The 13,038-nt window shown below is 64.2% G+C and carries 7 protein-coding genes; 6 read left to right on the top strand and 1 reads right to left on the bottom strand.

Translation table 11 applies throughout. The annotated features are described in order from the left end of the window. Positions 1 to 40 precede the first annotated feature (40 nt). A complete protein-coding gene (locus tag ACFYQQ_RS09810) occupies positions 41 to 1,153 on the top strand; it encodes a Ku protein (RefSeq protein ID WP_355779995.1) in 1,113 nt (370 codons plus the stop codon). A gap of 26 nt (positions 1,154 to 1,179) precedes the next feature. Here the strand turns inward: ACFYQQ_RS09810 and ACFYQQ_RS09805 are convergent, their stop codons facing one another. Further along, positions 1,180 to 2,208: a DUF6215 domain-containing protein gene (locus tag ACFYQQ_RS09805; protein ID WP_355779998.1), complete on the bottom strand. Its 1,029-nt coding sequence runs from the start codon at positions 2,206 to 2,208 to the stop codon at positions 1,180 to 1,182. 888 nt (positions 2,209 to 3,096) lie between these two features. Between ACFYQQ_RS09805 and ACFYQQ_RS09800 the strand changes: the two genes are divergently transcribed. From ACFYQQ_RS09800 to ACFYQQ_RS09780, 5 genes are read left to right on the top strand one after another with little or no spacing between them, the layout of a single operon-like run. After that, positions 3,097 to 4,056, top strand: coding sequence for a hypothetical protein (locus ACFYQQ_RS09800; RefSeq protein ID WP_355780001.1), 960 nt, complete (start codon positions 3,097 to 3,099; stop codon positions 4,054 to 4,056). Next, complete coding sequence (locus ACFYQQ_RS09795; RefSeq protein ID WP_355780004.1) at positions 4,029 to 5,627, top strand: hypothetical protein; 1,599 nt, start codon at positions 4,029 to 4,031, stop codon at positions 5,625 to 5,627. The genes ACFYQQ_RS09800 and ACFYQQ_RS09795 overlap by 28 nt, the downstream gene beginning before the upstream one ends. After that, entirely contained in the window at positions 5,624 to 7,348 is a 1,725-nt protein-coding gene (locus tag ACFYQQ_RS09790) for an NERD domain-containing protein (protein WP_355780007.1), read from the top strand. The genes ACFYQQ_RS09795 and ACFYQQ_RS09790 overlap by 4 nt, the downstream gene beginning before the upstream one ends. A gap of 2 nt (positions 7,349 to 7,350) precedes the next feature. Next, positions 7,351 to 10,818, top strand: coding sequence for a helicase-related protein (locus ACFYQQ_RS09785; RefSeq protein ID WP_355780011.1), 3,468 nt, complete (start codon positions 7,351 to 7,353; stop codon positions 10,816 to 10,818). Continuing rightward, on the top strand, positions 10,767 to 12,734 hold the full coding sequence (locus ACFYQQ_RS09780) for a DUF1998 domain-containing protein (protein WP_355780014.1): 1,968 nt from the start codon (positions 10,767 to 10,769) through the stop codon (positions 12,732 to 12,734). The genes ACFYQQ_RS09785 and ACFYQQ_RS09780 overlap by 52 nt, the downstream gene beginning before the upstream one ends. Positions 12,735 to 13,038: the final 304 nt, after the last annotated feature.

Below are 13,038 nucleotides of genomic sequence, written 5' to 3'. Positions count from 1 at the left end.
CCCACGAAACCAGGTGATAACGACCGGAAAGGTACGGCACGTGAGATCCATCTGGAACGGCGCCATCTCCTTCGGCCTGGTCAGCATCCCCATCAAGCTGGTGAACGCCACCGAGAACCACTCGATCTCGTTCCGCCAGATCCACCTGGAGGACGGCGGCCGCATCCGCTACCGCAAGGTCTGCGAACTGGAGGACCGCGAGGTCACGACGGACGAGATCGGCAAGGCGTACCAGGACGCCGACGGAACGATCATCCCCATCACCGACGACGACCTGGCCCAGCTCCCGATCCACACGGCTAAGACGATCGAGATCGTCGCCTTCGTGCCGGCGGAGCGGATCGACCCACTCCAGATGGACACGGCGTACTACCTCTCCGCGAACGGGGTCCCCGCCGCGAAGCCGTACACCCTGCTGCGCGAGGCGCTGAAACGCAGCAACAAGGTCGCCGTCGCCAAGTTCGCCCTGCGCGGCCGGGAGCGCCTCGGCATGCTGCGGGTCGTGGACGACGTCATCGCCATGCACGGCCTGCTCTGGCCGGACGAGATCCGCGAGCCGGAAGGGGTCGCCCCTGATTCCGGCGTCACCGTGCGCGACCAGGAACTGGACCTGGCCGACGCCCTGATGGACACCCTCGGCGAGGTCGAGCTCGAAGAGCTGCACGACGACTACCGCGAGGCGGTCGAGGAACTCATCGCCACCAAGGCCTCCGGCGGGGAGGCACCCAGCGTGCCGGCGGGCGAGAAGTCCGGCGGCAAGGTGCTCGACCTGATGGCGGCGCTGGAGAAGAGTGTGCGCGCCGCGAAGGAGTCCCGAGGCGAGGGCGCGGGGGAGGAGACCCCGGCAGGGGAGGACGCGGAGGTCACGCACCTCACCGAACGCAAGCGGCCGGCAAGGAAGACGGCGTCACGTAAGTCCGCCGGCACCGCCCCGAAGGACGTCGGCGGCAAGAAGTCGACGTCGACGGCGAAGAAGACCGCGGCGAAGAAGACGACGTCCGCGAAATCGACGTCTTCCAAGACGACGACGGCGAAGAAGACGGCGGAGAAGAAGACGACGGCGGCCAAGAAGACGGCGTCGAAGAAGACGGCGGGGACCACGGCGAAGAAGGCGGCCAAGAAGACCACGCCCCGCAAACGCGCGTCAGCGTGACGCGGGAGCAGCGGGATGCGGGCGCCTCAACGAGCAGGCAGCTCCGGAATCTTGGGAAGGACCCTCTCGGCGAGGGTGAGGAGAACACTGTCGTCCGGGAGGGCCCCGGACGCGCTGTACACGGAGATGTCGCAGTAGCCGCCCCGGTCTTCGCGGTCCAGAGCGACCGTCAGCGTCCGTGCCAAGGGGCCCTGTTCGACGGGTCCGCCGGACCCGCCGCTCCCGAGATCGATCTCGATCTTCATGGTGTGGTCCGAGGACAGGACCGCGGGCCGGCCGAGCACGTGGAGCGACTTGACGTCCGTCTCCGACCCGTACTTCATCAGCTTCACGTACTGGTCGACCGTCAGGTGGTTGTACGTGGCGGAGACGTTCACGGTGTACGTGTCGAACGTGACCGTGGCCTCCGGGAGGGCGACCTTCCCATCGGTGAGCGGAGCGGTGTTGTCGGTGCCGGAGGCACTGATGGCGATCTCTCCGGGCGTCCCGAGGGCCTTGGCCAGGCCGGGACGGTTGAGCGCCTCGCACAGCTGGTCACCGGTCACGGGCTTGGGCGTCCGCTTGAAGGCCTTCGGCAGCTCCTCCTGCTCCCCGTCCGAACACGAGGCGGGCTTTGGGGTGTTGTCGTTGGCCGGCATGAAGCGCGGGCCGGCCCAGACGGCGAGCGCGAGCACCCCGAACACGGCGAAGGCGGCAATGGCCTGGCCCCAAGCGTTGTGCTCCTTCTCCGGAGACGCCGGACCGGGAAGCGCCGGGGCCGGGGCCGCCGCCGCGGCCGGGACCTGGGCCTGCGGCTGGACCTGAGCAGGCTCATCGACGACGGCGCCACCCGAGGCGACTGCCGGACCCGGCTTCCGGCGCGCGCGCAGAGCCCGGACCACCGTGTGGACGCGTACGGCGGTGAACACGAGGAACAGCGCGCCGAAACCGGCCGTGGCCAGATCGGGCTCGCGGACGGCGAGATACACGAGCCGTACGCCGAGGACGGTCCCGCCTGCGATGAGCAACGGCTCACGAACCCAGAAGGGCAGAAGACGGAGAAGGAAACCGAGCATCCGCAGATCACATCAGCCCAAGATCACCCCCGCCATGACGGAAGCCACAATTCCGCACCCGCGCTTCAACACCGGCCCCCGCCCTCGACTTGACGAAAATCCAGCGCCGCCAGCCAAACCGAAGCAATCCGCCCCCCGCCCCAAGCCACAGCCCGACCCCCGGACGCCCCTCCCAGGTCACGTCCGCTGAAGAGGTGTACCGACGGCCACGCGGTGATCTCGTCTTGAGGCGGTGCGGTGAGTTCGGTGGGCGGGGATGGTGTCGTCGGTCTCTGCCCCCGTGGGCTGGAGGCGGCCCTTGGCCAGCAGACCGAATCCCACACAACGGGATCACTGACAAACGGCTGCCTTCGACGGCATCCGCCCACGTATACGCGAAGACCCCGGCCTCAGCGTTTCCGCTGGTGACGGGGTCTTCGGGCACGTCATGAGGGGTGCCCCCGGCAGGATTTGAACCTGCGCACACGGCTCCGGAGGCCGCTTCGGATCCATGAATACCAGCTGGTCAGATCCTTGTCCGCGCTTAGCGGGGCATGTCTTGTCCACAAATGGTCCACGTGCTCTGAGCCCGAAGGTCCGGCGGGACGTGGAACCGATGGGCGAGCCTTGGCTTAGGGCTCGTCGTGCGATCTGCGGCTCTGGACGGCTTTGCAGGGAACGGTCGCTTGTTACTGCCGACACGGCCCAGCTTGAGTCCGAGAAGGCGTTCGAGGGGGCTCTAGCGCAGTGCAGTTGGGGGCAGTCCGAGACTGTCTCCCTGGGTAGTGCTGCTGTATCATGCCCAGCAAATGTGCTGATTTTGTGAACGTGCCGCACGTATAGGTCTAAGTGCGGCTGCAACGGGAGTCTAGGGTGGGACCGCCGGGGGGCCGCTCACAGTTGAGCGGGGTGCTGCTGTGCACAGACGGGAAGCGCTTTCCGCTCCCCACGTGGGCAGTCTGGCTTGCTGAACTCGGCGCCTGGGCTGCACAACTGGCGGCGCAAGGCGTCAGCGGTGCCATTGCGGTCTCGGTTCCCGCTCGCGAGTTCGCCAGTGTCTTCGTTGGTTGCGGAGCCGTGTATGCGGCGTTTGAGCCGCAACTGGACACCTCACCTCAGGGCTCACAATTCACCAGCGCCGCCAAGCTTGAACCGAGAAGCCATGTTGTTCGTCTTGTCTCAACGCAGAACACTACTGGGTTCGTAGGCATCCTCAATGAGGCGGTCAGCAAGAATAGTCGCCAGGGTTACAACGTCGGTGGAAGCTGGATGCCGGCTGACAGGTATCGGATCGACGTTCTTAACTGGCCGGATGACCCGGCGGAGTTCATGGGGCAGAGCCGCATTATGGAGCACATTGACATTCCGGTTGGTGCAGAAGGGCTGTGGCCCGGTGCGCCCGCCGACTTCTGTGGGTTCAGTGCCCTCCATTGCGCGATCATCGGCAACGGCACAGCCATACAAAAGGAGTCCGAGACTCTGATCGCAACTTCGATGGTGGCTGAGCCGGTGCCGCTCAGTGCTCTACTCCGTCCCCGCACCATTCGTGAAAAGGCGCGCCAGTTCCGCAGTGTGCTACTGCCGGCGCGGGAGGACCCGGAGGACTACCGTGAACTCGTTGCCGGACGGAAGCCCAAAGTGGTGATCCTGGACAGCGCAGCGACGGTCTGCCGGTGGCTCGGTGCGGAGATGGCGCCGGTCACGGTTGCGCTCGTCGAGCGTACGGCATCGTCTGGTGAAGCAGCGGCCGATGCCCTCAAGCGTCACCGGGCCAGAAGCCCGGAGGATTTGTCGCTTCCAGTAGATCTCGCCCGCGTTCCAGCTGGGATCGAGGTGCTTGCGTGGCAGAGCAGAGTGGGGAACCCTTGACGACGCTGGAAGAGATCGACCAGGTATACGCTTGCGCGGCAGGGTGTGAGATCTGGGACCAGCCAGTCGAGCATCCCATTGCGCGGGCTTTCGTTTTCGCGGCAACCGGTTTCTTGCGAGGACTCGGCGAAGCTGCGGACTCCGAACTCTGGAGATCCAGCGCTGCTCTGCTGCGTCGGTGCCGAAGGTTCGTCTGCACCGTTCCGCTCCCGTTCGACCATCCGTTGCTCAAGTTCGAGGCTGCTGCTCACCAACTTAATTCGGAGATAGCCCGATTGCAGGGCGTCGTCGACCCCGGGCATGTTGAACGGATGCAGTCTGTGGTGCCAACCCTTCAGGGTCTTGTCGCTGACGGCGGGGATCCGCTTGGCGACTGCACGCGGGAGTTTCTGACGTTGGAGGACCCGCGTGACGGTTTTGTCGTCCTGACTGACCGAAGGTTCACCGACGCGGTCGTGAATGCCATGGCGCTGAACGGCGTTGAGGTGACGATCGGAACCCACGCCGATCTGCTCGGGCACGACATTTATACGTCTGTCGCGGTTGTTGGATCGCCCACCTGGATCCACCAGGGTCTCCTGAACGCGCCCCGGACCGAAAACCTCGCGCTTGTGCACTACGGCTTTTTCCGCGAGGACCCTGAAGTGGCACCGCTTTTCCTGTTCGGCCCAGTCTCCAGCACCCACGTCACGCGCCCCATCAAGAAGTCGAAGCCCTTTCGATGTGGAGTCCCGGAAACTCCCGGAGGGGGCTGGCAGCAGGGGGAGCCGGATGCAGCCGGCCTGCTCGCTGCCGGAGAGTGCTCTCCCAGCGAGGAGATCCGGGCTTCATTCCCTCGGTATTCCTCGACAGGAGGCCGCAGCGGTGCTGCTGATCAGGTTGAGGCACGTGCGGCGGTCCTCGCTGACGGCTCGCACGTGCTCCTGCCAACGGACTTCGAGGTCCGGATCTTCTCGCTGCGGGCCGGAGAGCTCCCTGACATCCAGGTAGAGCAGGTCCCCGCGTCGTCGGTGGGCCGCGGCGACTATCTTGCCCTGCGGAATCGCTCCCACCACCAGGACCTGGTGGACCGGGCAGACGCCATCCTCGGTCCGGACGCGGCCTCGCTGCGAACCACACAGGCCGAGTGGAAGGGGCGGCTGTGGGAGCGGACCGAGCAGCACCCACGGGGCATCCGAGGTGTCGCTGATGAACTCCGTAGTCGGGGAGCTGCCACGGCCAACGTGGGCTACTGGATCAGCGATTGGTGCATCAGGCCGAGGAGCAAGGCGGACTTCGCCGTAGTGCTGCGCTACCTGGCAGCGGGCACTGACGTCGACAGCGTCTGGGAACGACTGCGGCGGATTGACAGTGCCCACCGCAGTGCCGGGCAGCGGTACGCGGAAGATCTCCAGCAAGCGCTGACCCCTGACCGAGTGGGGAGGCTCATCAAGGCTGGTTGGTGCGTAGTCAGACCGACCGGGGCGGACAGCGAGACACTCGTCGCCCGCATCGACTACGTACTGTCCGACACCCTGCAGGTACCGCTGAGCGCCCTTTGCCGGCTCCGTACAACGGAGGACTTCCGATGACACGAATGATTCCGCCGTCTTTCGACGCGGAGAGTACAAGCCCGGGAGAGCGCGAGGTTTTCGAACGGTTGCGCGATGATCCGGCCACGGAAGGATGGATCGCTCTCCACTCCCTGGGCATCGCCAGCCATCCCAGGCAGATCCAGGGCGAGGCCGACTTCGTGGTCATCGTCCCGGGCAGTGGCATCGTCTGTCTGGAAGTGAAGTCGCATCTGCATGTCGCCCGACTCGCAGACGGGAATTGGAAACTAGGTAAGCATCAACCGGAGGCCCGCGGTCCCTTCAAGCAGGCCGACGAGGCCAAGTACGCGGTCGCCGCGCAGCTCAGGAAGGCCAATCCCCAACTCCCTTCCCTCCCCATCACCTCCGCCGTGTGCTTCACCCACGCCCGCTTCCAGGTACGCAATCCGACCGAGTGGCACAGCTGGCAGGCGATTGACACTGTCGCGTTCCGCCGTAACCCCATCTCGGCGCTGCTGCGAGGTGTCCTGAAAAGTCATCGTGAGCAACTCGCCGTAACCCCGAGTGCCCGCGCCTGGTTCTCGGCGTCACACGTGGAGCCGACTCCGGCGGTCTGCACTCGTATCGTGGATGTGCTGCGACCTGCCTTCGAGTTCGTCGAGCCACCCAAGATCCGACGTTATCGTCGCCGGGAGGAGGTCGAACGGTTCACGCGTCAGCAGTATCAACTGCTCGACATGATCGCCGAGAATCCACGGTGCATAGTGAAGGGGGCGGCCGGTACTGGCAAGACCTTCGTGGCCTTGGAGGCTGCCCGACGGCTCGCCGCCGACGGCTCGCGCGTGCTCCTCTGCTGCTACAACAATCTCCTGGGACAGTGGCTCAAGGAGGAGACTGCCGGTGACAGCCTGATCACTGCAGGCACGCTCCACAGCTACATGGGAAAGCTCGCGCCGAGGGCTCGGGAGCAGCACCGCGTGGGCGAAGGTGACTTCTTCACTGAAGTGCTTCCAGAGCGCGCCCTCGATTCCCTGCTTGAGGGGCACCCACCCTTTGACGCACTGGTCGTCGACGAGGCGCAGGACCTCATGCTCGACGCCTACTTGGACGTTCTTGACATGTCCGTCCGCGGAGGACTCGGCAGTGGCAGGTGGCTGTGTTTCGGCGACTTCACCAACCAGGCGATCTACGACTCTGGGTATGCGGGGATCGGTCTGCTGAAGGACCGGACAGGCGCTGGTTCCGCGTCCTTCAGCCTGACGGCGAACTGCCGTAATGTCCCCTCGATCTGCCAGTACGTGGAGGAGACCTCGCGTCTGGAGCCCGGCTACAGCGGTACCCTCCGGGCGGAGAATGACCGTGAGGCCGTACGGGAGTGGTGGTCTACGCCTGCCGAGCAGGACCAGCATCTGGTCAAGCACCTAGCCAGGCTTCATGCGGACGGGTTCGCCCCGGACGAGATCGTTGTGCTGTCAGTCCGAGGGCATGGCAGTGCTGCAGAACTGTGCGCAGACCCCCGTTGGTCCCGTCAGCTGGCCCCGTTCGCCAAGCTGCGAAGTGGGTCCATCGGCTACGGAACGGTCCATGCGTTCAAGGGGCTGGACGCGTCGGCAGTGATCGTCACTGACATCGAAGAGATAAAGGACTCCCGGAGCGAGGCGCTCTTTTACATCGCCTCGTCTCGGGCGCGTGACGACCTCACCATCATCGCCCGTGACACAGCGCGCCCTGACTTCCGACGACTGGTACTGGGAGAATGACGATGGCTGAACACGACCGGACAGCAGGCCGTGACAAGATCACAAAGGCGCTGCGGGATGAACTTCTAGGCCCGGCTCCCGCCGGCAAGCCGCTCGACAGGTTCACCTTCGAGAAGAAGGAGGACTCCTACGGGCCCTGGACTAACGCTGTCACCGGCGAGGAGATCTTGGAACGCGATCCCCTGATTCGCTATGGCGTCGGTGTGCTGTACCCCGTTGCCGGTGCGACCGGCTCCAAGATTGCAGACCAAGCCATCGTGCCTGGCCTGACTGCCGAAAATACCGAGGGACCGCAGACCGGGACATGGGAAGGATCTTCGGGGAAGCTCGGAGCGACCTCTGACGACGCCGACTTCGACCTTTCCGGCGCCAACGAACGGCGGCCCACGGCTATGGGCATCTCGTTCCTCATGGCCCCAGAGCCGCAGACCGGTCTGAAGATTGAGGTCACCGGCGGTCGATACGAGCAGATCAGGATCGACCTCCCGGGCGGGGCCAGGCGTACATGGTGGACCCGTGTCCCAGTCAAGGCCGTGTGGCGTCTGACCGCTGAACACTTTCAGCGGTCACCCTTTCTCCACCGCGAGCTCATCCCCGTTGCTGACGAGTCCACAGGGCTGGAAGGGCTCGCCCTGCGGCTGACAGTAAACCTGCGACGTCACGCTGCGGGCATCCTGACAACAGTTGCCATCGTGAACCGGTCCACACCGGGCACCAAGGCGGTCGACGCCGCATGCCTCTTCCAGGCCGGCATGACAGCGATTCCCGAGAACAGCTGGATTGTCCCCTACCCCGAGGGTCCCGAAGCCGGAGCGCACCCTGACGACGCGTCCTTCCGCCTTCTCTACAGGCGCGAGCAGACGTACGCCGTCGGACATGGTTGTTCCGCCGATTGGGACGATCCCGATCTCGACGGACGCTCGCAATGGGCCAAGGCGGATCCGCTCCCCGAGTACGAGACGCCGAGCATTACCCCCGACATCGTTCTCGAGGACGGGACGGCACTGACCGTCTCCATGAGGGAACTCGCCGGGGCCGAGCCAGGCGGTATGGCCCAGCTCGAACGGGTCCTGACAGAGTACGCAGGCTGGATCGAGAAACGCAGGGTAAAAGCGGCCGCTCTGGAAGGAGAGTTCCGCACGACTGCCGAGCGCCACATGATTGAGTGCACCAGGGCGTTGGAACGTATGCGCGAAGGGCTGGAGCTGGTCCGCGACCCGGACAGTGATATCGGGAAGGCTTTTCGGCTGGCCAACGCAGCCATGTATAAGCAGCAGTTGCGCTCCGGCGCAGAGCTGCGTACCACACAGCTCATCGATGAGCGGATTCACGTCGAGGGCGAACCGCCTGACGAAGTAGACACCGAGGCGAAGGGACGTGGGGCATGGCGGGCTTTCCAAATCGCATTCCTGCTCGCCGCGGTCCCTTCAACCGCCAACCCTGCCCACCCAGACCGCTCCGTCGTCGACCTGATCTTCTTCCCTACCGGAGGGGGGAAGACCGAGGCGTACCTCGGCCTCTCCGCTTTCGCGATGCTGCTCAGACGGTTGCGTGAACCTGGCGATGCGAGCGTCACGATCCTCATGCGCTACACCCTGCGACTTCTGACAGCCCAGCAGTTTCTGCGTGCGGCTGGGCTGATTTGTGCGCTTGAGGACTTGCGCCGCCAGCGGGAGAAAGAGCTGGGCGGTGAGCGGTTCTCCATCGGAATCTGGGTCGGCAGCGACTCGACACCAAACAAGAACACCGATGCCATCAGGGATTTGCGGGCGATGGAACGCGAAGGGGGAGAAAACCCCTTCTTGCTGCTGCGGTGTCCTTGGTGTGCCGCCCAGATGGGGCCGGTGAAGAGCGTTGACAACCCCAACCTGACGGCAAGCGGGCGAGGAAGAACCCCGCGCCGAAAGTACAAGGGAAAGCAGAACTCCGTCACCGGTTACGAGGAGTACCGTGGGCGAGTCATTTTTCGGTGCCCGGACGCGAATTGTCAGTTCTCTAAGGCCGACCGCCCGCTTCCGGTCTACGTTGTTGACGACGACGTGTACGAGTGCCGACCGTCTCTCGTCATTGGGACGGTAGACAAGTTCGCGCAACTCGCCTGGAACCCCCGTGCGCGGGCCTTGTTTGGACTGGGAAAGTCTGGACAACGCGCCTACTCGCCTCCAGAGCTGGTCATCCAGGATGAGCTCCATCTGATCGCAGGACCCCTTGGCTCGATGACTGGCTTGTACGAAGGCCTCATTGAGGAATTGTGCACCGATCGACGCGCAGCCTCCCCGGCCCCGCCGAAGCTCATTGCCTCGACGGCGACTATTCGTCGCCATGAGGAGCAGATCCGCGCCTTGTATGCGCGCGACAGGGTCCTGCTTTTCCCTCCGCATGGAATCGACGCGGAGGACTCGTTCTTCGCGGTGTACGCACGGGACAGTGAAGGTAAGCGACTTCCAGGGCGTAAGTACATCGGGGTACACGCGCCCGCGCTCGGATCTATGCAGACCACGCAGGTGCGGTCCTTCGCGGCACTTCTGCAGGCGGCGAAGGACGCTCCAGATGAGGACCAGCAGGACCCCTGGTGGACACTGATGGCTTTCTTCAACAGCCTCCGGGAGCTTGGTAATTCCCTGTCGCTGATGCAGTCCGACATCCCCGACTACCTCAAGACGATTAACAACCGTTCCAGCGCCGACCGCACGGAGGTCAGATACCTCAACAGGGTCGAGGAGATGACAAGTCGACTCCGGCAGGACCAGATTCCTGAAGCGATGGAAAAGCTTGCCCAAAGGGCTAAGGGCGGCAAGGCCATCGATGTCTGTCTCGCGTCCAGCCTGATCGAAGTCGGTATCGATATCGACCGGCTTTCCCTCATGACAGTGGTGGGCCAACCCAAGAGCACCTCCCAGTACATCCAGGTCACAGGCCGGGTCGGCCGAAAGTGGGACAAGCGTCCCGGCCTGGTTGTCACCCTCTACGGTGCGGCCAAACCGCGCGATCGAAGCCACTTCGAGCGCTTTCGCAGCTACCACCAGCGGCTTTATGCCCAGGTTGAACCCACCAGCGCGACCCCCTTCGCCCCGCCGGCCCTGGACCGCGCGTTGCATGCCGTCGCCGTCGCCTATATCCGACAGACAGCCGATCAGTCTCTTCCACCGTTTCCCTTCCCTGCGGAACTGTTCGACGAGGCTGAGGAACTCCTGCGCACCCGGGTAGCGTTCTGCGATCCCGGCGAGAAGGATCGCGTCGTCTCCGTTCTGAGTAAACTCCGCAAAGAATGGGCCAACTGGCAGCCGACCTCATGGGGGACACCGGGAGGAACCGCTGAGCTCGGCAGTCTCATGCGTGCTGCGGGCCACTACGCAGACGGCAACGTTGAGGCAAGCACCTGGCCCACTCCCACGTCCATGCGCGGTGCCGACGCCGAATGCCGCGCCGAGATCACTCAGCAGTACGCACTCGAAGGAGCCAAACAGTGATCCGCGGCAAAGTTCGGCGCTCTCAACTCGTAGCACCCTTCGGGCCTGGAGCCATGCAGGTCCTCGCGGATGGCACTTCTGTCATCACCGCCGGCCTCGACCACTGGTTCGTCCCCGGTGAAAGGCTGGACCAAGAGGAGTTCCGCATCCATGAGTGGCGTCTGGAGAGTCACCTAGGGGTGGACGCCCTCTACACCCCGCCGGACTACCGGGACAACTTCAAGGCAAGCCCCGGCCAGTACAACACTAAGCTCCAAGTCCCAGTCCTGCGCTTCCCCGCCTGGAGCTTCTGCCCTCGGTGCCGCGCTCTGACTCCGCAGCCGCTGCACATCGCAGACCGACCGCGCTGCGCCAACCCCGATTGCTCCGGACAGAAGGCGTCCTGGACGCCGTTTCTCGCCCAAGTGCCCTTTGTGGCTCTGTGCGAGCGTGGCCACCTCCAGGACTTCCCCTGGATTGAGTGGGTCCACAAGTCCGCCAGCCCGAAATGCCGGTCGCCTAAGCTCAAGCTTCGGACTTCGGGCGGTGGCACCCTGGCCTCGCAGCGTGTCGTGTGCGAGACCTGCCACAAAGACCGGGGGCTGGAAGGCATCACATCAGTAGAGCGTTCTAACCGGGAGCACGAGCAGGAGACCACCTACCTCACTGCTCACCTCGAGGACGGAACCGAGTTCTCCTGCCGTGGAGCGATGCCCTGGCTCGGTCTGGAGATGGGTAGAGGAACCTGCGGAGAGCCGCTGCGCGGCAGTCTCCGAGGTGCATCCAACGTCTACTACGCCTTGGTCAAGAGCTCGATCTTCATCCCTGAGGCATCATCGGTGGGAGTGGATCTCAGCGTGCTAGAGGCTCTCGAAGAACAGACGATCGCTAGGGCTCGGGCGAACGTCCGCGATGTGCTGGAAGACGGCGACAAACTGACCGCGAGCCGCCTGCGGCGTGCCGCGAAGAAGAACGCCTTCCGTCTGGAGGGCTTCACCGATACGCAGATCGAGTCGGCTCTCGCGATTCTGGAAGGCCCAGCGGAGCCAACCCACCAGTCGACTGAGTCTGTCGATGGCCCAGCGTTGTTCCGTCACCAGGAGTACACGAGCATTCGAGACACGATCGACTCCGCTGAACTAGTGGTCAGGGAGCCGGAGGGCGCCCGTGCTAAGGACGTCGAGGAGTTGATCTCGCGAGTCCGCCTCGTCGAGAAGCTGCGGGAGACCCGAGTGCTCTGGGGGTTCAACCGGGTCTTCGCCGAGTCATCCCGACAGGACACCGCCGCCCGCACCGCCCTGTTGCGCCGCCAGACCCCTGATGCCGGCGAGTCATGGCTCCCCGCCTACACAGTGCTCGGAGAAGGCATCTACCTGGAACTCTCTCCGGAAGCTCTCACGAAGTGGGAAGCCGGTTCCCTGGTGCAGAAGCGGCTGGTCCCTATGGCCCAGCAGTTCCAGTCGGTCGCTCATGAACGCCACCTCGCCCAACGAGAGGTAACTCCTCGGCTGGTCTTGCTTCACACGCTTGCGCACCTGCTGATCAACCAGCTGACGTTCGAGTGCGGTTACAGCTCGGCGTCGCTCCGGGAACGCCTCTACGACTCACCTGGCACTGATGGAATGAATGGCTTGCTCATCTACACAGCCGCCGGGGACTCAGAAGGAACCCTGGGCGGACTCGTGCGAATGGGCCAGCCTGAGCGCTTCGAAGAGGTCCTGCGGAACGCGATCACCAATGCTCGCTGGTGCTCCTCTGACCCAGTTTGTATGGAGAGCTACGGCCAGGGGCCAGATTCTTGCAATCTCGCAGCGTGCCACAGCTGTGCTTTGCTGCCCGAGACGGCGTGTGAGGAGTTCAATCGCTTCTTGGACCGTGGGCTGGTGGCCGGAACCTTGGATGATCCAGACCTGGGGTTCTTCAGTAGTCTCGAGTGAACCTTGGTCGGTTGTCTGCTTCCAGCGAAGCTGCAGTGGTAAGTGACATCCGCACTGGAACTACGCAGTTTGGGCAGCTGCCCGGAGACCTCATCACGGACTTCTTGCCGGTTGGTTAGCGATCACTCGTCCACGAATGGTCCACAACCGCCTTCTGCCCCGGTGTCTGATCTGTAGCTCCGTGGGTCGACTCCCGGGTCCAAGCCGGCGGTCGCGCCTTCGTCGGTGAGCAGGGATACAGCTTCTGGAGCACCTGGCTGAGTGAGCAGCTGCTCGTGCGGCGGGCCGTAGCCCCAGACCTAGG

It is taken from the genome of Streptomyces sp. NPDC005496 (assembly GCF_042872045.1).
Taxonomy (GTDB): Bacteria; Actinomycetota; Actinomycetes; order Streptomycetales; family Streptomycetaceae; genus Streptomyces.
Note: the sequence above shows the minus strand (reverse complement) of the source record. Positions and strands in the feature narration are given on the sequence as shown.